The organism is Paenibacillus senegalensis JC66, from assembly GCF_000285515.1.
GTDB lineage: Bacteria > Bacillota > Bacilli > Paenibacillales > NBRC-103111 > Paenibacillus_L > Paenibacillus_L senegalensis.
On record NZ_HE610957.1, the window covers coordinates 159,709 to 179,341 of the forward strand.

Annotated in this window: 19 protein-coding genes; 14 read left to right on the plus strand and 5 right to left on the minus strand. The window is 46.8% G+C overall.

The genetic code is table 11. The features are described from left to right. Positions 1–162 precede the first annotated feature (162 nt). From PSHG_RS01115 to PSHG_RS01160, 11 genes are all read left to right on the plus strand, one after another. Positions 163–1,089: a DUF2268 domain-containing protein gene (locus PSHG_RS01115; RefSeq protein WP_010268213.1), complete on the plus strand. Its 927-nt coding sequence runs from the start codon at positions 163–165 to the stop codon at positions 1,087–1,089. Continuing rightward, positions 1,064–1,810, plus strand: a complete 747-nt coding sequence (locus PSHG_RS01120; RefSeq protein ID WP_010268214.1) for a MerR family transcriptional regulator — start codon at positions 1,064–1,066, stop codon at positions 1,808–1,810. Before PSHG_RS01115 ends, PSHG_RS01120 begins: the two co-directional genes overlap by 26 nt. A 68-nt stretch (positions 1,811–1,878) precedes the next feature. Continuing rightward, a complete protein-coding gene (locus tag PSHG_RS26285) occupies positions 1,879–2,739 on the plus strand; it encodes an ABC transporter transmembrane domain-containing protein (RefSeq protein WP_010268215.1) in 861 nt (286 codons plus the stop codon). Then, entirely contained in the window at positions 2,667–3,689 is a 1,023-nt protein-coding gene (locus tag PSHG_RS26290) for an ABC transporter ATP-binding protein (protein WP_148497596.1), read from the plus strand. The genes PSHG_RS26285 and PSHG_RS26290 overlap by 73 nt, the downstream gene beginning before the upstream one ends. A gap of 1 nt (position 3,690) precedes the next feature. Further along, entirely contained in the window at positions 3,691–5,448 is a 1,758-nt protein-coding gene (locus tag PSHG_RS26295) for an ABC transporter ATP-binding protein (RefSeq protein ID WP_235782019.1), read from the plus strand. Between the two features lie 100 nt (positions 5,449–5,548). After that, entirely contained in the window at positions 5,549–6,190 is a 642-nt protein-coding gene (locus PSHG_RS01135; protein WP_010268220.1) for an HAD family hydrolase, read from the plus strand. A 100-nt stretch (positions 6,191–6,290) separates the two neighbouring features. Then, positions 6,291–6,506: a hypothetical protein gene (locus PSHG_RS01140; RefSeq protein ID WP_010268223.1), complete on the plus strand. Its 216-nt coding sequence runs from the start codon at positions 6,291–6,293 to the stop codon at positions 6,504–6,506. Positions 6,507–6,789: 283 nt separating this feature from the next. After that, complete coding sequence (locus PSHG_RS01145; RefSeq protein WP_010268226.1) at positions 6,790–8,232, plus strand: ABC transporter substrate-binding protein; 1,443 nt, start codon at positions 6,790–6,792, stop codon at positions 8,230–8,232. A 40-nt stretch (positions 8,233–8,272) separates the two neighbouring features. After that, complete coding sequence (locus PSHG_RS01150; RefSeq protein ID WP_010268228.1) at positions 8,273–9,142, plus strand: carbohydrate ABC transporter permease; 870 nt, start codon at positions 8,273–8,275, stop codon at positions 9,140–9,142. A 68-nt stretch (positions 9,143–9,210) separates the two neighbouring features. Then, complete coding sequence (locus PSHG_RS01155; RefSeq protein WP_392392005.1) at positions 9,211–10,044, plus strand: carbohydrate ABC transporter permease; 834 nt, start codon at positions 9,211–9,213, stop codon at positions 10,042–10,044. Between the two features lie 47 nt (positions 10,045–10,091). Next, complete coding sequence (locus PSHG_RS01160) at positions 10,092–11,252, plus strand: efflux RND transporter periplasmic adaptor subunit (protein ID WP_010268231.1); 1,161 nt, start codon at positions 10,092–10,094, stop codon at positions 11,250–11,252. A gap of 67 nt (positions 11,253–11,319) precedes the next feature. Here PSHG_RS01160 and PSHG_RS26300 read toward each other — a convergent pair whose 3' ends face one another. Continuing rightward, complete coding sequence (locus PSHG_RS26300) at positions 11,320–11,781, minus strand: ABC transporter permease (RefSeq protein WP_148497600.1); 462 nt, start codon at positions 11,779–11,781, stop codon at positions 11,320–11,322. After that, entirely contained in the window at positions 11,753–12,688 is a 936-nt protein-coding gene (locus PSHG_RS01170) for an ABC transporter substrate-binding protein (protein WP_148497602.1), read from the minus strand. The genes PSHG_RS26300 and PSHG_RS01170 overlap by 29 nt, the downstream gene beginning before the upstream one ends. Before the next feature lie 128 nt (positions 12,689–12,816). On the opposite strand from PSHG_RS01170, the gene PSHG_RS01175 reads away from it, so the two are divergent. Then, positions 12,817–13,866: a helix-turn-helix transcriptional regulator gene (locus tag PSHG_RS01175; RefSeq protein ID WP_010268238.1), complete on the plus strand. Its 1,050-nt coding sequence runs from the start codon at positions 12,817–12,819 to the stop codon at positions 13,864–13,866. Between the two features lie 192 nt (positions 13,867–14,058). On the opposite strand, the gene PSHG_RS26305 is transcribed toward PSHG_RS01175, so the two are convergent. Together PSHG_RS26305 and PSHG_RS01185 are read right to left on the minus strand one after the other, a co-directional pair. Beyond that, on the minus strand, positions 14,059–15,354 hold the full coding sequence (locus PSHG_RS26305) for a peptidase M56 BlaR1 (RefSeq protein ID WP_010268239.1): 1,296 nt from the start codon (positions 15,352–15,354) through the stop codon (positions 14,059–14,061). Then, the gene (locus PSHG_RS01185; RefSeq protein ID WP_010268240.1) at positions 15,351–15,710 is read right to left on the minus strand and encodes a BlaI/MecI/CopY family transcriptional regulator; all 360 of its coding nucleotides are present in this window, start codon (positions 15,708–15,710) and stop codon (positions 15,351–15,353) included. The genes PSHG_RS26305 and PSHG_RS01185 overlap by 4 nt, the downstream gene beginning before the upstream one ends. Before the next feature lie 243 nt (positions 15,711–15,953). Between PSHG_RS01185 and PSHG_RS01190 the strand changes: the two genes are divergently transcribed. Then, positions 15,954–17,321, plus strand: a complete 1,368-nt coding sequence (locus PSHG_RS01190; RefSeq protein WP_010268241.1) for a dicarboxylate/amino acid:cation symporter — start codon at positions 15,954–15,956, stop codon at positions 17,319–17,321. A 313-nt stretch (positions 17,322–17,634) separates the two neighbouring features. Continuing rightward, the gene (locus PSHG_RS01195; protein WP_010268245.1) at positions 17,635–18,417 is read left to right on the plus strand and encodes an NAD-dependent epimerase/dehydratase family protein; all 783 of its coding nucleotides are present in this window, start codon (positions 17,635–17,637) and stop codon (positions 18,415–18,417) included. A 68-nt stretch (positions 18,418–18,485) separates the two neighbouring features. On the opposite strand, the gene PSHG_RS01200 is transcribed toward PSHG_RS01195, so the two are convergent. Then, positions 18,486–19,424 carry an alpha/beta hydrolase gene (locus PSHG_RS01200; RefSeq protein ID WP_010268248.1) on the minus strand — a complete coding sequence of 313 codons (939 nt, stop codon included), beginning with the start codon at positions 19,422–19,424 and terminating at the stop codon, positions 18,486–18,488. Positions 19,425–19,633: the final 209 nt, after the last annotated feature.

The window sequence follows — 19,633 nt, forward strand, 5'->3', positions numbered from 1 at the left end:
AACGTTTACATTCCCTGGAAGTTGCGCATAACTGCCCGTTAGCGTAATCCCGCTTAAAATTTTTTTATTTCTGGAGTGACTGACTAACCTTAATAATGTCTTGACTATGACGTAAGGTCATAGTGCATAATTCTCTCTATAAACTATTTGGGGTGGAGAGAAATGAACATAATAACATTGCGTGCGGACCAAATTTATCAAAAAGTTGCCCAAGCTTCCCCAGAGGAAAAGCTTGAATTATTCAGAAACGAAATGATGGCTCCTTTTATGAAACAATGGGAAATTCAACAGATCCCTTTTAAAGCTAAAGAGCCGAATGGTTTTGACGTGATTACGTTTAATAGCATGATGCATCGATCCCCAGATCAGATTACCGAGCAGATTTCCCCTGAAATAGAGCTGATTTCGTCCGATTCCTTTTGGTTGGAGTGTGAGCACGCCGTAAGGAAAAGCTTACGTCTGTTTATCGAACATGAAATAAGACTCCCCGTATCCGAATATTTGTTTACCATTCAACTAGGCAATCCGGATAACCGTGCCTTAACCATAAACGAAGGATATAGCGGCTTTGGGGGCATTCCCGGGTTTATCTGGGGTACAATCTTACCAAACGAGTACACACTACCTCGAATGAAGGCTGCGCTGGCCCACGAGTGCAACCATAATGTGCGATATCAATTTATTCAATGGGATCACACCGTTAATTTGGGCGAGTTTATTGTAAGTGAAGGTTTAGCTGAGAACTATGCAACGTTTCTGTTTGGAGAAGAATTGCTCGGCCCTTGGGTTACGAAAACAAACGCAGAAACACTTAACAGGAAAATAAAGCCTGTGCTTAGAGAGCAGCTGCAATTAACCGGGTTTGAAAATTTGGCTCCGTATCTTTACGGTGACGAAATCGCACAACTTCAAAACTTTAAACCGGTCCATATGCCTTATAGCGCTGGCTACGCTTGCGGATATTATTTAATCCAATATTACTTAAGAAAAACAGGAAGAACGATCTTTGAAGCCACCATCACACCTGCTGCTCGAATACTAGATGAAGTAAAAGGATTTTGGGATGAAGAAACCATTATTAGCGGTTAAAGATATTGTTCAGATTACAGGCATTACGACTCGGACCCTGCATTATTACGATAGAATTGATTTATTTAAACCGACACATCTAACGGAAAAAGGGTATCGTCTATATGATCGAAGCAGTTTGGAGAAACTTCAAACTATTTTGTTTTTAAAAGAATTGGATTTTTCCTTGAAAGAAATTGCCGGTATTTTAAAACTGACCAAGCAAGAACAGAAACAAATATTAAAAAACCAAAGTCATACTCTACAAACAAGAATAATAAAACTAGAAACTATCAAGAATGCTATCGATGAGTATGTCTCAGGGACAGATATCAGCGAACTGCCTATTTTTAATCGTTCATCCGTGCTGCCATTACAAGAACAATATGCAAACGAGGCGAGATTCTTTTATGGCGACACAGAGGCCTATAAGGAGTATAATGAAAGCTTAGAAAATTTATCACCAGATGAGAGACTAAAGCTTTTTTCTAATGTTGAACAAGTGTTCAAAAATATTGCTTCCAATATGGATCAGTCACCTTCCTCTGTTAAAGTGCAGCGATTAATCGGAAAGTGGAGGGAGAATCTAGAGCAGCTCATGACTTGTAATTCAAAGTTGCTCGCCTGCATTGCAGATAGGTACACTTCAGATGAGCGCCTGAAAAACTATTTTAATCAGTATGGCGAGGATTTTGCAGATTTCCTGCAAAGTGCTATTATGCATCATATATCTCAATCGTGAGCATGTCCATTAAAGAAAGCGAGAACCGTTGATGAATTTTCAATAAACGATAGGAGGGAGCTGTTTCTTTGGATTCACCCGCAGCACGTAAGAGCGAATCCGATTCAGGCAGCCGATCTGACAATAAAAAGGGATTACTTCCAGTTTACTTATGGACGCTGTCTTACGTTAAACCATACCTGGGCCTGCTTGCGCTGGTCGTTCTCTCCCTGGCTCTCGTTTCGGCTGTTGAATTGGCCATCCCCAAGTTTTTTCAGTTTTTTATTGACTCGGTCATTCCCGGCACTAGCCAATCTTCGTTCCTCGGGATGGTTATCTTCTTCGTTGCGCTTCTGGCTGCGCTGCTGGCCGGACAGGCAGGTTTCAATGTGTTTCAGAGGCAGCTCCAAGAAAGGGCATCCCGGGATTTGCAATTATCGATATTTAAACAAATCCGCAAGCTCGGGTTCGCTTATTATGAACGCAACCCTGTCGGGGAAACGCTCGCTTTTCTCAATACCGAAGTGGCCTCGATCCAGAATCTTTACCGCCAAAGCTTTCCCTCGCTGCTTAACGGACTGTTGTTCTCTATCCTTTCCGTTGCCGTTATGCTGTCAACAAGCCTTCATCTGAGTATGGTTGTCCTCCCCAGCTTTCTGCTTTATTATTTGTTCGGCCCGGCATTGGAGAAGAAAGCCTCCCTGGAAGGAAAGAAATTAGCTGCCCTTAGGATCGAGGAGAATCGAAAAGTGTATGACAGCGTGTCTTCGCTCACCGAGGTTCGCGCTTACGGGGCGGAAAGCTGGGATTCGCAGCGTTATCTAGACAAGGTGGAAGAGCATAACCGGGGGATGATCCGCACCTACTGGTTTGCTTATTGGAGAGGTACGAACCGGAGACTGAGCTATTATATCGGAGCCATTGTCATTTTCTTTACGGATACTATTTAATCGGCCAGCAAAGCCTGACAGCGGGGGAGTTTGTCGCTTTTATCCTTTATTATTTTACCGCCATGCACCGGATGACTGCAGTTGTAACCGAGATTACAGAGCAGCGGGTGCTGATGTATCAGGCCGAAAAATTGTACACTTTCATGAATTTGCAGCCTGCGGTTGCTGAACCGGAGCATCCTGTGGAGGCGGCCGCTATTAAGGGGTCGTTGCAATTCAGCCAAGTTAAATTCGGCTATCAACCGGACAGGCCGGTTCTGGAAGCGTTTAACCTAACCGTTCCTTCAGGGGCGAAAGTAGCGCTAGTCGGCTCCAGCGGCAGCGGGAAATCGACGGTCATCAAGCTGGCCGGACGCTTCTATGACGCCGATCAAGGGGATATTTTGCTGGATGGGATTTCTGTTCGGCGGCTTTCTTTCGATGTTCTGCGAAATTCCTTCGGCTATGTATTTCAGGAAACGTATTTGTTCGGTTCATCGGTCAAAGAAAACATCCGCTTCGGCCGTCCTGATGCAAGCGATGAAGACGTGATGGAGGCTGCCAAGGCGGCATGTGCCCATGATTTTATAATGGAATTGCCCGAAGGATACGACACTTACGTGGGGGAACGGGGAATCAGGCTGTCTGGCGGGCAGAAGCAGCGGATCGCGATTGCGCGAATGTTCATCAAAAATCCGCGGGTCATTCTGTTGGACGAAGCGACATCCGCACTTGACAATGAAAGCGAAGCGATTGTCCAGGAGGCGTTGGACCGCTTGATGAAGGGGCGCACGCTGCTGGCGGTTGCTCACCGGTTATCAACAATCCGTAATTTCGACCTAATTGCAGTCATGAAGGATGGAAGAGTCTTAGAGCAGGGGACTTATGAGCAATTAATGGCCGAACAAGGCCACTTTTACCGGCTGGCTAATGGGACAGGACCGGAATCTGGAGGGAAGAATCTTGTCTAATATGCAATGGATTGTCCGCTGCCTTCTCCGGTACAAAGGATGGGTACTCCTGGCGGTCATTCTGATGGCCGCAGAGATGACCGCCAATCTTTCCGCTATCTGGCTGCAGCAGTCGATCATTGACGAGGTGCTGATCAACGGGCAGCGGGACCGGTTTCCCCTAATCCTCACGCAGCTTGCCTGCGCCTACCTGGCCTATTCGCTGCTGTTCACTTTCGGGCCGCATATTATCCATCATACGGTGGCCAGGCTGCGCAAAGTCATGTCCGCCGAATTAATGCAGAGTGTTCGCCGGCTACCTGTCAAGGAAATTCATAACAAGCGGACAGCGGACCTTGTCTACCGGTTTACCCATGATCTGGGCCAAGTTTCCGGCCTGATTGGCGGAGATATTCCCCGGCTTGCACAGCATCTTGCCGGAGCCATTATGCTAATTGTCATTATTGGTGGCGCCAGTCCCGCACTGCTTGCTGTAGTGGGCAGCTTTGGGATGGTATACATTCTACTCGGCAAGCGATTCGCTCGCCCCAGAAAGCATGCAGCTGGGCAGGTTAATAAGGATAAGGCTAATCTTCTGGTCCATCTGGAAGAAGGGGTGGCGGCTACCCGGGAAGTACTGGCTTTCCGGCGGGAACAATGGGAAGCCCGCCAATATCAGTCCTTATTCCGGACGTACTATAACAGCGTGATGAAAGAGGCCAAGTTAATCAACAGGCAGATGCTGATCAGCGATCCTATCAAGTGGGGGGCGGTCATAATTGTCCTGCTGTTCGGGGGATGGCAGGTCTTAAACGAGCAGCTCTCGATTGGCCTTTATGTTGTCCTCTTCCAATTCTCTTCAAGGCTTATCGACAGTTTGTATTATGTATATAATAACTTGATGTCCGTATCCGGCAAATTGGCCTCAGTCGAAAGAATACGCATGATTCTGGAGAGTGAAACGATCCGTGAGGGTCAAACCGCTTTATCTGACCCCGTTAACCAACTGCAATTGGACGGGGTATCTTTCAAATATGAAGGTAGAGAACATTCTGTGCTGAACCGGATTACCCTGGAGGTGCCCATTGGTTCAAAAACTGCTTTCGTCGGGACAAGCGGTGGCGGAAAATCTACGATAGCCAGCCTGCTGATGCGATTTTATGAACCGGATGAAGGGCGGATTCTGGTAAACGGGCTGCCCTTATCCTCCATTTCCCGGGGGGACTGGACGAAGAAAGCGGCTATCGTTTTCCAAGAGCCCTATTTGTTCCCTGAGTCGATCCGTACCAATCTGCTGCTGGGCATTGACGGAGTTACAGAAGAGAAAATGATAGAAATTTGCAAAGCGATGAGGATTCATGATTTTATTGAGGGCCTGGCTGAGCGCTACGATACGGTCGTTGGAGAACGGGGCATTACCTTATCGGGAGGGCAGAGGCAGCGGATAGCTATAGCAAGGGCACTGTTGTACGATCCGGAAGTCTTGATTCTTGATGAAGCAACGTCCTCGCTGGATATGGAGACGGAGCGGGAGATTCAAACGGAGTTGGACCGGCTGCGTAAAGGCAGAACCACGATCGTGATTGCCCATCGTCTGTCTACTGTCCGCAATGCCGAGCGGATCTATGTCCTGGATCAAGGAACGGTCGCCGAGCAGGGAACTCACGACGAACTGATGACGGCCAACACCGTATATCGCAGGCTGGTGCTCAAACAGCGTACGGAAGAGGACGGAAATGAAGAGTGTACGCAACCGGAAGTAGGGCTTAGGGTGTGGTAAGTTTAACACGGCCATTGTAAAAACTCGCGGCGGCTGCCTCAGCTACTGCACGCGTGATGACGCGCCTGGCTGCCGCAGCTGCTGCAAAGGAGACGTAACAATGAAAAAGTACATACTCTTCGATCATGATGGTGTTCTGGTTAATACTGAATTCTGGTATTACAAAGCGGGAGAGCGCGCTCTGGCCGATATTGGATTTACCCTGGATAAAGATCAATACCTCCGCGACATGACCCAGTCATTTGGAACTTGGGCCCAAGCCAGGGCGGCAGGTGTTGATGAACAGACCATCAGCAGGCAGCGTGAGGTCCGCAACGCCTATTATCAGGAATATCTAAGAACAGAAGCTATAGAGATTGAAGGCGTGGTTGAAGCTCTAGCCGAACTGTCAAAGTACGTCCGCATGGCCATCGTAACAACTGCAAAACGTGCTGATTTTCAACTTATTCATGAGAAGCGCCAGATTAAGCAATTCATGGAATTCGTCCTCGTTCGCGAAGACTACGGGCACGCCAAGCCGCATCCGGAACCATACTTGACTGGCCTAAAGCGCTTCGGAGCTGCGAAAGAAGAGACCCTGGTTGTGGAGGATTCAAACAGAGGGTTGAACTCAGCCGTGGCAGCTGGTATCGACTGTGCTATTGTCCATAACGACTTCACACAATCACATGACTTCTCACAGGCCAGTTATCGAATCAAGACTCTGATTGAGCTAAAGGACATTATCCTGAATGAAACCTGAATGCATTCGCCAGTGTGCCCAGGATTTACATTAAAGGAAAAGTGATGAGCAGTTTATCCAATACAAGCCAATTTACCACCGATAAAAGGGGGTTAAAGCAATGAGCAAAACAGTAACTTTTTCATTTAGTAGTGCTGTATACGAAGACATACAGGCGACAGAAACATTCACGTTTGAAAAGTTAGGTATCGAAGAGAAACTGGATGAAAAAGCGTTAAAAATAGAAATAGATAAAATTTTTCAGGCTTGGGTTTGGGATAAACTTAGTATTTCTTTCAGTATAGTCATGGAGGAATCAGACATAGGTAATAAATAAAGAAAGAAAGTATTTATTCAAAGAACGGGTGATGTAGGACGACAAGAACATAGACCGAATATCTCCAGTTCCTGCTGTAATAATAGATCAAGTCCCGTTCATAATTGAATTTAAATGACTAAGGCCCCGTCTCGTGAAACATTGCGAGGCGTTTTTTTTGGGGCGTTTTTTTCGATACAACTTTTTTACAAGTTGGTGAAATCCTTCTAACATCTATCTGCTATGATCAAGAAAGTCTCGAAAGAGAAATAGATAAATCAGGTGAGGGAGAGGTAACGTACATATGAAAAAAATTGGATTATTCTCGCTAATCTGTATGATGGTGTTCGTTTTGGCGGCATGCAGTAATAACACTGATGGAGAAGCGGAGTCGTCAGAAAATGAAAAAGCCGCAGGTTCGCAACACCAGACTGATAAACGAACCGATGCAGGGAAACAAACGGATACCCAGACAGATACGGAGCCGTCATCATCAAAAACCGAAAACGGGAAAACAGTCATTACCTTTGCAACCTTTTACGAGAACGATCTTTTTAAAGAAGCCAAGAGAAAGTATGAAGCAAAACACCCTAACATTGAAATCCAACTTACCTCTCAACATGCCAGTGGCATGGATGCCAACTGGGACAACTGGGAGACCATTCATGAACAGTTCGTCAAAACAACGAACACGCAAATGCTGGCAGGATCAGGTCCTGATGTGCTTGAGCTGGATGAGCTGCCGATCGGACAATATGTGAATCAGAAGGTGCTTGTCAATGTAGGCGAGTTGATGGAAAATGACCCGGACTTCCATAAAGATCAATATTTTGTAAACATATTGGATAACTTCAAATTGAATGACGGTACTTACGCTATTCCTTTACAGTTTTACCTAAATGGTTTTACGGGAGTACAGGAAGACATCGAACAAACCAGTGTTTCTTTCAACGATCAAAGCTGGACCTGGGAGCAATTTATCCAGGTATCGAAAGAGATGATCAACAAAGGGGATAAGAAGCACGCATTCGAAGCGCCCACTCCTGGCGGGCTGTTGAACAACCTAGTACAAGGACGATACAGTGAATTTGTAGATGAAGCGAATCGAAAGGCTAATTTCGATTCAGCAGCATTCATCGGCTTGATGAAACAAGTGCAACAGATGTTAGATCAGGGAATCATCACGACCGAAGGCGGAGGCGCTGACTCAACTTATTTTCGGGACGAAATTTTACTTTCGATCTCCGATTACCTTCGCAAGCAGAACAGTTCCTATGGTGAGAAGTTCTATATCATGCCTCACGCGGAAGAACAAAAAGCTGGTGGGCACTTCCAAGCGTTAAATATGATCGGTATAAATGCCCATTCCCCTGTCAAGGAAGAAGCATGGGATTTTGTCAAATTTCTTATGTCCGAAGAGTTAGGGCAATCGACCGATACCCTGATGGATACCGGAAACCAGACTGGCTTCCCATTGAATAGAAACGTTTATCAAAAGCAAGCACAAAACCTTTTACAAATCGGGAAGATGAACGACTATGAAGGACGGGAATTTACGATTACAGAAAAGGATCTTCAAAGTTTGGAATCGTATCTTACCGCGGCGGTTCATCCTATTGAATATAAGTTTACTCTCATTCAAGAGATCATTTATGAAGAATCTGAAGCTTTTTTCGCTGGTCAAAAATCGGCTGAAGATGTAGCGAAACTCATACAAAACAGGGTGACAACCTATCTGAATGAATGAAACAAGAAGGAGTGATGCCGGAAGGAGGAGGATACTGGGCATGAACGGGAAAGGATTACGGACAGAATGGACCATCGCTATATTATTCTTGGCACCGAGCGTAATCGGCTTTGCCTTGTTTTATGTGATCCCCTTCACGGTCGGAATTTTCTATTCCATGATGGACAGTACGGTCAACGGCTCTTTTGTCGGCTTCGAAAATTACAGGGAACTGCTCGACAGTGGCTCTTTTCGCAAAGCGGCGATGAATACGTTCGTGTTTACCGGAGTGAGTGTGCCATTCCTAATTATACTCTCTTTGTTATTTGCTTTATTGCTAAATCAACAGCTCTTTTTACGGAACTGGCTGAAAACTTCTTTTGTACTACCGCTTGTTGTCCCGGTGGCATCGATCGTTTTATTTTGGCAAATTTTATTTGATTGGAACGGTACCGTGAACATGTGGTTGCAAGGCATCGGAATCGATCGGATCGATTGGATGAAATCGGAATGGTCCATGGGCGTGCTAACGCTCCTATATATATGGAAAAACATTGGCTTTAATATTATTCTGTTTCTTGCCGGACTACAGAATATTCCTCAATCCTATTACGAAACCGCTGATATCGAAGGAGCTGGACAATGGCATAAATTCACTCATATTACGCTCGTTTATTTGACACCGACGATGTTCCTGGTTCTGCTCATGTCCATTATTAATTCGTTCCGTGTCTTTCGTGAAACTTACCTTCTTGCAGGCGATTATCCATACGACCGAATTTATATGCTGCAGCATTATATGAACAATATGTTCTATTCGCTTGATATGCAGAAGCTGACCTCTGCAGCCGTGTTAATGGTTGGCGGCATTTTGATCATTGTAACGATTATGCTTTTGGTTGAACGTCGTTTCCGGAATTTCATGGAATAAGTGAGGGGGAGATGGGCATGGAGAAAGAAAAACAATTATTTTTACAAAAATGCGTGTTGTCTTTAATCATGTTAGTCATTGCTGCAATGATGCTCTTTCCGATTGTCATAACCTTCACCAACTCCTTGATGACAGAGCAGGAAATAGGTTACAACTATGACCTCATTGGTAAGATGCCCCATCTTGAAGCGGGAGAGAAGGGCGGATATGTCAATTTGAAATTAATCCCCGACTGGGTGTCGTTTGAGCAATATGCTGCGATCTTGATAGAAACTCCCGTTTTCCTCAAGATGTTCTGGAATTCCGTATTTATGGTTACACCGATCATTGTCGGACAAACCATTGTAGCTTCGTACGCAGCTTATGCATTTGCGAAGCTTCGATTTCGGGGCAGGGATAAGCTGTTTTTCATTTATTTGATGGCCATGCTCATGCCTTTCCAAGTCACATTGGTTCCCAATTATATGATTGCCGACAGGCTTGGACTGCTCAACACGGCAGCAGCGATCATTCTGCCGGGAATCTTCAGTGCATTCGGTGTGTTTATGCTTAGGCAATTCATGATTCATATTCCCAGCTCTTATATCGAGGCAGCCAAAATGGATGGAGCGGGCCAATTGAGAATTTTCCATAAGATCATCCTTCCCCAGATCCAGCCGGGTTTGGCTGCTCTCATCGTTTTGTTGTTTGTGGATTATTGGAACATGGTGGAGCAACCGCTGATTTTCCTGGAGGATTCATTCAAGCAGCCATTATCGCTTTATTTGTTAAGAATCAACCTGGAGGCACGGGGTGTGGGATTCGCTGCCTCAGCGCTGTATATGTCCCCTATGATCCTGTTGTTCCTGTACGCGGAATCTTACTTTCACAGAGGGATTCAATTATCTGGTATTAAAGAATAAATGATATGATGCACGGTGTCTTAGAATACCACGGAGGAGATTTAACAATGGAGTTGCAACAGTCTGAACAAGCCTTGTCCAGCCGCAAGAAATATCTTCGAGTTATATTTTCATTGTTTGCGGGTCTTCTGATTGTATTTACTCTGTTCAGCAATACTCTGCTTACGATGACCTTGCCCAAGGTAGCCACGGTGCAGCCAAGACCAGGTCATATCGAATATCATTACACCGGCAGCGGTGTGGTCAGGCCCAGAGAAGTGGTGGATTTGACCCAGCTTGAAGGCTGGAAAGTTGAGAAGGTGCATGTACAAGAGGGAGATCTCGTGAGCAAAGGACAAACCCTTGTGAGTTACGACAGCAGTGAAGAGGAATGGCAGGTGAAGCTGGAAAATGCAAACCTGATGAAAATGAAGATGAGAATGGAGGAATTGCAACACGAATATATAGAAGTTGCGAAGACTGGTGATCCGTCCAAAATGCAAAGCGCCAAAGCGGCCATAGAGAGCTATAAAATGGATCTGGAGATACAGGAGCAGCGTATACAAATGATGCAGGAACGTTTGGCGAGTAATCGTGAAATGGTCGCTCCTGTTGACGGCCTCGTTAAGAAATTAAATGCTAAAGAGGGTTTATCCGGTACTGGCGGTGGACCGGATATCCAACTTTACAACGTAAGCCAGGGGTTTGAGTTTGAGCTTCAACTCCCGACGGATATAGCGGACATGCTGAAGGTCGGTGAGAAACTGGTTGTAGAAATTAAAGGAACGTCAGCTAATCAAGTCGAAGGTGAAATTGTCGAAATTGAAAATTCGAGTGTCGCGAGCGAAGGCAATGATTATCAGGGAGAACATCAAGGAAGCGGTATGGCCGCTAACCCTTCGGTGAAAACCGTTCTGGTCACCCTGCAAGACAATACTTTACAAGGAGGAGAGCAGGCACAAGTGGATCTTAATATGAAGAGTGCATCGGGCAGTGAAATGCTGCTCGTATCGAATTTGGCCATCCGCGAGGATCCGTCCGGACAATATGTTTACACCATCTCGGAAAGAAGCGGACCGCTCGGCAATGCTTTTTACGTCAACAAGACGTACATAACCGTCACAGAAGCTAACGATAAGGAATCAGCCGTACAGGGCGTATTCAATCAAAGTCAAATCGTTATTGAGAGCAGCCATCCGCTGCAGGAGGGCGACAGAGTTCGAATGTAGAAAATAAATGTATAAAAAAGCTGATGAACCAAGAGATCGGCCACTCTTGGTTAAGTCCAATATATACTTATTCACAAAACCCGTATTTTGTACATATATCTATTATATATCCGGGGCCTCCCATGATTTCAAAATAAGTCTTCCCTTCGACGGCCACCTGCGCCCCGCCTCGAACACCAAACCAAAGCATCACCAGCAGTATCCAGGACACCGGAGGAACAGATTGTACAAGCTGCACGAGCGGATGAATGAGCCGATACAGCAAAGGATGACGACCTGCGCCGCACCCCAGACCAAATCCGACTATGCAGGCAATCGTGAATCCGGCCATTTGGCGTAAAAATGTCGTGCCCAGTGTTTGCCAAAACGGACCGGTTCCCAGCATCTTCGTGAGTGCTCGTACCGTTTCTAAAGGAGACGGGAGAATGACTGACGGATATAAGGCGGAGACGCCGCCCCATAGAACCAGCGCAGCTGCGCAACTATAGAGCGGAACCCACCTACTCCAACGTGTAATAGAATTGTTCATCTGGTAATTGGTCTCCGATGGATTCAGGATTGGCTTCCAGCAAAATGCGAAGATAGTTCTCCACCTGGCTTCTCGCTTCAACAGCCTCTTGCATTCCCAAATGCATGTGACTGAGCGATTGGCGAAGCAGCGGCTCGGGCAATCCGAAAACATCAGCTGACAGCTGCACGGCCGGCGCCGGATCAGCCGCTATATCGGCGATCGCTTCAGCAAACTGCGTCTGGTAAGCCTTCAGCAGCTCAGGATGCTCCTCCGCCCACTTCCGCTGAACAAACAAGCCGGCTTGCGGCAAGCTTGCGGCAAAACGTTGTTGCCACTCAAGCTCAAAATCAATCACTTCCCGGATCTCGGACGTTTGCGCGCGAAGCCCGCTAAGAAACGGTTCCGGGAGGACGGCATGCTGGGCCTTCCCGCTAGACAGCATTTGCATGATTTCCGGAATCGCAGCATACACTCGCTCCACTTCATCCGCCAATTGCTGCTCCCCCAGAATAAAGTCCGTCAATACGTCCGGCGGACCTCCTTTGCCCGGAATGTAAACCGCCTCCCCTTTCAAATCGTGAATGTCCCGGACTTCCGTCGATAAGGTGACCAGATACATCGATCCCCACGTATTGACATGAACGAGCTGTAGCGGGAAGCCGCGCGCATACACGTTGGCCCCGATATTCAAAGGCGCCACAATCAACGGGGAGCTTCCGTCCTGAATCGCTACCAGCAATTGCTCCAGCGTGTCCCAGGTTCGCACCTCCACACCCCCAAGTCCGTCAATATGTTCGGTTGCAAGCAATGTCGGAATGAGCGCAGGCGCTTTGGGAGCCAATACCGACACCCCTGGCTCCGTATGACTACAAGCGTTCAAAAATACGATTGCACTCGCTAGTAAACTAATGGTTCTTATTTTCATCTTTCCTTTTCCTTTCCGAAATGTTCATGTAAAATATGTTTGATAACGATAACCATTATCAATTATAGAAAAGAGATGACCCTATTCCTATCCCACAAAGCTGGGATTTTAAAGCGAGGTGACATCCTATGCAAACCCTTTTCCTGAAAAATCCCGTTCCCGACTCATTCCTCTTTCGCCAACAGGCTCTGATTACTTTACGCGGCCTGCTTCCCTTTGAAGCGGCCTGCTTTACAACGGTTGATCCACGTTCCCTGCTTTCTACGGGAGCGGTTACCGATGATCGAATAGAACGCATCCATCCGGCCCTATTCAAAAACGAATATCTGGCCACCGACTACAATAAATACATGAGATTGGCAACTTCCGACTCGCCGATAGCGGTTTTAAGTGTCGCGACCAAGGGGAAACTGGAGCGCAGTGCGCGTTATAAGGAGATACTGTTGCCTGCCGGATTTGGAGATGAACTGCGGGCGGCTTTGGTCTGGGAAGGAAAGTGTTGGGGATTTCTAACCTTATTTCGTTCTGAAGGACACGCTCACTTTTCTAGTGAAGACATCCGGCGGCTTTCCGAGGTCTTGCCTGCCATGGCTCGCTCCCTGAAGCAATTTGCCTGCAACTGGCCTCTTCCCGCCCCAAATTCTGTCTTGGAAACCGGGATCATGATCGTGGACGAACAATGTAACCTGCTATCCGCCAATGCATCGGGCAAACGGCTGCTGCATTGGCTGCGTCAAATGGAGCAGCTGGCTCCTCCCGTCCTGCCACGGCCCATTCGCGCAGTCTGTTCAAAGGCAAAATCCGGCAACCCGGATTCGCCTATCCAGACGAATGAAGCCCGACTGTGCGTGTTCTCGCCCGACGGCTTCCTCTTGTCGATTCAAGCGACTCAAATGCATGCGGAATCTGCCCAATTCGCTGTAATAGGTGAGCAAGCGCAGCCGCAGGAGCTGTTGAACCAAATGCTCGATTTTTATCGGCTGTCCGCTCGCGAAACCGAACTCCTTCGGCTCCTGGTACAAGGCTATTCGACCAAGCAATTGTCCGAGACCTTATCCATCTCTGCCTATACGGTGCAGGATCACCTGAAATCAATATTCGCCAAAACCGGAGTTAGCAGCCGCAGGGAACTGATCGGACTGCTGTTATCTCCATACAATATATCAGCTGACTTATGAAGATATCTTTGGACAAGGAATGAAAGAGCTGTCCAGCCCGTCAGTCTTCCCTGACTTGCTGAACAGCCCCTATTTGACATGGATGCTACTGTTTCACTTTTTCCGGATAAAGTCAATTTGATACAATGTGCCGCCAGTACAAAGATCCGCGATCGTCACATTTCCTTGTCTTTCAAATGGAGAAAATCCGAATTAATCAAATTGAGGATGCGGATCGCCCGTAATCGAAACAATGCGATAAAGAGGTCTTGGTTTGTCAGATTGAATGACGGTGCCGTCAGCGGCAATGGATTCGACCTCGTTCAAGTAGGTAACGTCCGTATTCAGGTACTGAATTTCAACCGTTCTTCCTCCTCCATACTTTTCGAAATCCGCGGGCTCCACTTCGAACAGCAAATTCTCAACCTCTACAATGAAGGTGTCGATCGGCCTCCCGATCGGAAAATCCGCAAATGGAATTAGATGACCTTCGTAAACCGAATATTCGCTGGAAACTACTCCCTGTACGCTGACGATGCGTTCCCCTTCTACTTGCGCTTCCTGGGCCGGGTTCGCCAATAAGCTAATGGCCAATGCCGCTACAATAACCGTAATGACCACACTGACCCAAAAGACAGGACGTTTAAAAAGCAGAATATTTCTCACCCGGGATTTGACATTGCTTTCTCCAAAAGACAACGGGCTTGCCAAGCCGCTTTGTTTCGAAGCAAGCGCCAACAATGTCCGCGAATAATCTATTCGCAAGTCCTCCTTTGACAGCTGCATAACCTTTTCGTCACAGGACATTTCCATATCCCTGATCATAAGAAAATAGGAAAGCCACATAAGCGGATTGAACCAGTGCAGCACCAAGGTCAAAAAAGCCAATGGTTTAATCACATAATCGAAACGTCGAATATGCGTTTGCTCATGCATGAATATGAATTGCTGCTCCTGACGGGTGAGACCTGTGGGCAAATAAATTTTAGGTTTTATTAACCCAAGGACAAAAGGCGTTTGAATTCGATCCGTTTCGAAAACGTTATCTTTTACGCGGGTGGCAAAAGTAAGCTTTTGCTTTACCTGGAAATAAGAAATGACACCGTAGAGTAACAACACAGCTATCCCCAGCAACCAGATCGCCGCCCCCGCCTCCACAACAATCTCCATCGGGTTGACACTTGCGGTTTCATCCACGGGGAGTACAGCTGACTGAATGGTGCGATTTACGGTGTGGTCCAGAAACAGAATGCCAGTACTTATGGACGGGCTTTCGGAATACATAATATTATGAGGAATAGCAGCCGTTTTCCCCGGAAGCAAACTGAGCGAGCTTTCATAAGAAAAAGGAAGAACAAGACGAAACAGAACCACCAGCCATAAAGCATAGGAAAAAACCGCAGGCGCCCGCAGGTTTTTAAGTATAAACCTAATCGCAATCACGATGAGCGCCACATAGCTTGCCGTAAGGCTCATATTTAGTACAGCAATAAAAAGGCTGCTGGTCATTTCGTTGCCTCCTCAATCATTTTCTTGAGTTGCTCCGCTTCTTTGGGGGTCAGCTTTTTATCTTTAAGAAAAGTCGCAAGAAATACAGGAAGGGAGCCGCCAAAAGCTTTTTCCAATAAAACCTCGCTCTCGTATTTCTGAACCTGCTCGCGTTTTACAAGCGCTGTGACCGTCGCGTTTTCATTTTTTAAAATCCGGCGCTCCACCAGCTTGCGTATCATATTGTAGGTCGTCGATTTTTTCCAGCCCAGCTCTTTCAAGCAAATTTTAGACAGCTCGGTAGAGTTGACCGGTTCATGATCCCATATAATCGTCACGAACTTAAATTCTGCATCAAATAATCGGTACCGCTCCAACGGTTGCCTAACCCCCCTCCTTAAAGGTTTGCTTCGACAAACCTTTGGTATATAGAGTTTATTACGACAAACCTGTTTAGTCAACAACAAAAACAGATCAAAATAACTCCGTTGAATAAGGCTCCTCACCGCTATGTTCTTAGCCCTTCCAAAAAATGCATTGACAATTTAAGACAATACCTGTAAATTGAGGTTGAATCAATTCCTATAATGTCGATTGGTTAAGGGGGTTTAAAAGTATCGATGAACAATATTGAGAATAATTTACTGCATGCCGTTGAAACAAACTGGTTCAGTTTTGTAACTGCGGTGATCGTTTTTACGGTTTTGTATGTACTGGCACGCAAGCGGGTCAGCTTTGGCGCCCGTGTACTGATCGGTTTGGGACTCGGCTTGCTTGCGGGTATTCTTTTCCAGAGCCTGGATTTGGAAACAAGAGGTGTCACCACATTCGGCAGTATTTACGTCAGCCTCATCCGCATGCTCGTCATTCCGCTTGTATTCGTGCTCGTTCTGAACAGTATCGCATCGTTGACAAGTCTAGATTTTTTACGCAAAATCGGCTTTAAGACGTTCGGCTGGTTCCTTGCCACTACGGGGGTGGCATCTATAATCGGCCTGCTTGTCGCCCTGCTGTTCAACCCGGGAACCGGTATTCAGCAGGAAACGCCGGAGAACTTTCAAGCACGTGAAATACCGACCTTCTCGCAAGTCATTCTGGACCTGGTTCCTTCCAATCCGATTAATGAAGCGGCGAATGGCAAGGTCGTGCCCCTGCTTATATTCGCGCTATTCCTGGCCGTTGCCATTATTAAGGTCGGCTCCAAAAACGCTGATGCCGTCAAGCCTGTGCGAGACTTGATCCATTCGTTGACCCAAGTGCTGCACCAGGTTGTGAAATACGTTATTCGGCTCACACCGTACGGGGTGTTCGCTCTAATCGCCGGCATCACAGCACGCTACGGCTGGGATACGCTGCAGGAACTGGGCAGTGTAATCGTCACTTCCTATGTCGCGCTCATTTTACACTTTGTGCTTGTATTCGGGGCACTCTTGCTTTTGGTGGCGAAGGTGAATCCGATCCGCTTCTTCAAGAAAATTTACCCGATGCTCGTCGTAGCATTCACAACCCGCAGCAGCTATGCCACACTGCCCGTTAACCTGGAGGTGATTACGAAACGGCTTCATGTCTCTCCACGAATTGCAAGCTTCGTTGCTCCTTTGGGCGCCTCTGTCAACTTTAACGGCTGCGGCGGCGTATGGCCGGCAATTGTAGCTGTGTTCACAGCCGAAATTTTCAATATTAATCTGACCATAACCGATTATATTATTCTCGTACTCGTTAGTATCATCTCATCCATCGGCGTTGCCGGCGTTCCCGGACCTGCCGTCATTTCGACAACAGTCGTGCTTACCGCAATGGGCCTGCCACTAGAAGGCATTGCCATCGTAGCTGGTGTAGAAGCACTCATTGATATGGGCCGCACCGCTGTCAATGCTACGGGAACGACCGTCACCTCGCTGCTCGTAGCGAATTCCGAAGGCGAATTCGACCGCGAGAAGTTCAACAGTGATGAGGATGACGAGGAGGTTGCCGTAAGTCCGGTGTAACAGGTGGGAAGGATAGAACAATTTGCTGCCAAATCCATGACCATGAGTGAGGGCGGTCAACGATTTCCATAGCTGCTGTAGAGGATACTCTGTAACGACATCATATCATTCAAGAGGCCACCTTATGGTGGCCTTGGCTTTTATACAGCGCTTTAAAGGTCGAATGCAGCTTATGCAATCATGTATTTCTCCTTCCACCTATTGGATGCACGTGAGCACCCCTAGTTGATAAAAAAAAGCAAAAACCGGGCAAGATGAGTAAAATCTGGGTAATAATAGCCAAAGCAGCACTCCAATGAATGAGGTGAAGAAAATGAACAAAAAACTATTGATCACCGGAGCTAACGGAACGATCGGCCGCTGTTTGACAGAAGGACTGAGAAGCCAGGGACATTATGAAGTAACGGCTACAGATGTCAAGGAAGACCAGGGGCTGGGCATAATCAGATTGGACGTTACGGATGCGGACCAGGTTCTGGAGGCAACCCGCGGAGTGGATACGATCCTTCACTTCGGCTGGGCCAAAGATGAAGAAGACTTCCTCGGCAAAGTGCTGCCCATCAACGTTGCGGCAGCGTACCATATTTATGAAGCAGCCCGAAAAAATAAGGTGAGAAGAGTCATCTTCGCCAGCTCCAACCACGCGACCGGCTTTTACAGAGTCGGCGAGGAAGTTTCCCCGGAAGAGCCTTATCGTCCGGACAGTTTCTATGGGTTAAGCAAATGCTACATTGAACTGTTGGGGCGTTTATATGCCGATAAACACAAAGTTTCTTCCTTCAATATCCGCATCGGCAACTTTCCAAAAGACGACCGCCCCCATTCCGAAAGGGCGGGACATATTTGGATATCGTGCAGGGACATGGTTCAATTGGCGGTTTGCTGCATTGAAGCAGACGACTCTTTGAGTTTCCTGAGCTTGTATGGGACATCAGCGAATACGGATAATTATTACGATATCGGGTATTTGGAAGAACTGATCGGCTACAAGCCTTTAGACGACGCTAATGATCTATTGGAGAAAGCCCGTAGGGAGCAAATCCCAATCAAGGATGATGAAACTTCCTTTCAGGGTGGGGGGTTCGTCAATAAATAGCCCGCTCCTTTCGTTCATACATTTGGTCTAGTCATAGTTCCTATAACAATCATATTTCGGATTTCACTTTAATTAAACACCATTTTAACAAAATCAATAAGTCGGGATCTTAATGCGTCCCCCTGCTCTCCCCTATGGTACATATCTGTTCCGTGATAACCGCTCTCATCCACAATTAGCTCTTTATCCGCTGCCCCGGATGCTTGATATAATTTGCGCACTTCTTTTTCAATGGAGCCACCATAATCACCAGGCGAAAAAACAAACAAGGATGGCGCTTCAATCTTTTCGACACTTGGAATGGCATCCAGGGGCCCGCATTGTGCAGGAGAAGAAAGAATAATGAGCCCCTCAATAGGCAGGTCTTGACGAACGCCTGCAATAATTGCTGTGCTGCCGCCGCATGATGCTCCCGCCAAAAACAATCTTTGCGCACCCAACCGTTTGAGTTCGCTTAAGGCTGCATCTGCATCACGATCGATATTCTGATTATCCTCTGGAAAATCTTGCGAGGCCCCGTGATTACGATATTCAGGAATAACGACCAGATATCCGCTGTCAGCCAGTTCAATTCCCATGTCAAGAAAGGAGCAAATGCTATAGCCTTGCTCGTGTGCAAGCAGGACTCCTTGATCTCCGCTGCCAAGCACAAGCGCCGACAGATACACCCCATCACTGGTTGTCAATGTAGTTGCTTTATCGTGCAGCTCATCAGGAACACAGCTATTCACAAGATGCCCGTGAGAAGACTTCACCGTGCTATCCGGCCAGGCAGGATCATACTCGACTGGCGGGTTTTCAACCGGCGGGTTTGTTGGTATGTTCGCCGCTTCGGCTGCTGATTCTTCATTAACAGCGTCTTTGATGGAGTCAGTATGTTGAGGCTGATTGGATATAGAATGATCTTCATTTGGAGATACAGGCATTTTTGTATTGCACCCTGTAATGATTACTAGCAAAATGAGCCATACAACTGCCATTCGTGTTCCTTTCAAAGATGCGTCCATTGATTTTCTATACCTCCAACTTATATTGGAAATGAATTTCTTTACTATCGTTTAATCATTCTATCTCATCAAGCTGCAAATAGTAAAACCCCGGCTGCTCTTCTTCCTTGCAATTTCTGTCCATGGAAGAGAGCATCCGGGCTGGTTTTTATCGTAATCCAGGCATACTTGTTCTTGTCTGCTATGTAAATGCCAAAATGCCTGTCAGC

What these genes read in the sequence shown, in the direction of transcription:
- PSHG_RS26300 (WP_148497600.1), bottom strand. Translation starts at nt 11,781, where the DNA reads ATGAACAATTCTATTACACGTTGGAGTAGGTGGGTTCCGCTCTATAGT.
- PSHG_RS01135 (WP_010268220.1), top strand. Translation starts at nt 5,549, where the DNA reads ATGAAAAAGTACATACTCTTCGATCATGATGGTGTTCTGGTTAATACT.
- PSHG_RS01200 (WP_010268248.1), bottom strand. Translation starts at nt 19,424, where the DNA reads ATGGACGCATCTTTGAAAGGAACACGAATGGCAGTTGTATGGCTCATT.
- PSHG_RS01190 (WP_010268241.1), top strand. Translation starts at nt 15,954, where the DNA reads ATGAACAATATTGAGAATAATTTACTGCATGCCGTTGAAACAAACTGG.
- PSHG_RS01150 (WP_010268228.1), top strand. Translation starts at nt 8,273, where the DNA reads ATGAACGGGAAAGGATTACGGACAGAATGGACCATCGCTATATTATTC.
- PSHG_RS26305 (WP_010268239.1), bottom strand. Translation starts at nt 15,354, where the DNA reads ATGACCAGCAGCCTTTTTATTGCTGTACTAAATATGAGCCTTACGGCA.
- PSHG_RS01120 (WP_010268214.1), top strand. Translation starts at nt 1,064, where the DNA reads ATGAAGAAACCATTATTAGCGGTTAAAGATATTGTTCAGATTACAGGC.
- PSHG_RS01115 (WP_010268213.1), top strand. Translation starts at nt 163, where the DNA reads ATGAACATAATAACATTGCGTGCGGACCAAATTTATCAAAAAGTTGCC.
- PSHG_RS01145 (WP_010268226.1), top strand. Translation starts at nt 6,790, where the DNA reads ATGAAAAAAATTGGATTATTCTCGCTAATCTGTATGATGGTGTTCGTT.
- PSHG_RS01175 (WP_010268238.1), top strand. Translation starts at nt 12,817, where the DNA reads ATGCAAACCCTTTTCCTGAAAAATCCCGTTCCCGACTCATTCCTCTTT.
- PSHG_RS01155 (WP_392392005.1), top strand. Translation starts at nt 9,211, where the DNA reads ATGTTAGTCATTGCTGCAATGATGCTCTTTCCGATTGTCATAACCTTC.
- PSHG_RS26295 (WP_235782019.1), top strand. Translation starts at nt 3,691, where the DNA reads ATGCAATGGATTGTCCGCTGCCTTCTCCGGTACAAAGGATGGGTACTC.
- PSHG_RS01140 (WP_010268223.1), top strand. Translation starts at nt 6,291, where the DNA reads ATGAGCAAAACAGTAACTTTTTCATTTAGTAGTGCTGTATACGAAGAC.
- PSHG_RS01170 (WP_148497602.1), bottom strand. Translation starts at nt 12,688, where the DNA reads ATGAAAATAAGAACCATTAGTTTACTAGCGAGTGCAATCGTATTTTTG.
- PSHG_RS01160 (WP_010268231.1), top strand. Translation starts at nt 10,092, where the DNA reads ATGGAGTTGCAACAGTCTGAACAAGCCTTGTCCAGCCGCAAGAAATAT.
- PSHG_RS01195 (WP_010268245.1), top strand. Translation starts at nt 17,635, where the DNA reads ATGAACAAAAAACTATTGATCACCGGAGCTAACGGAACGATCGGCCGC.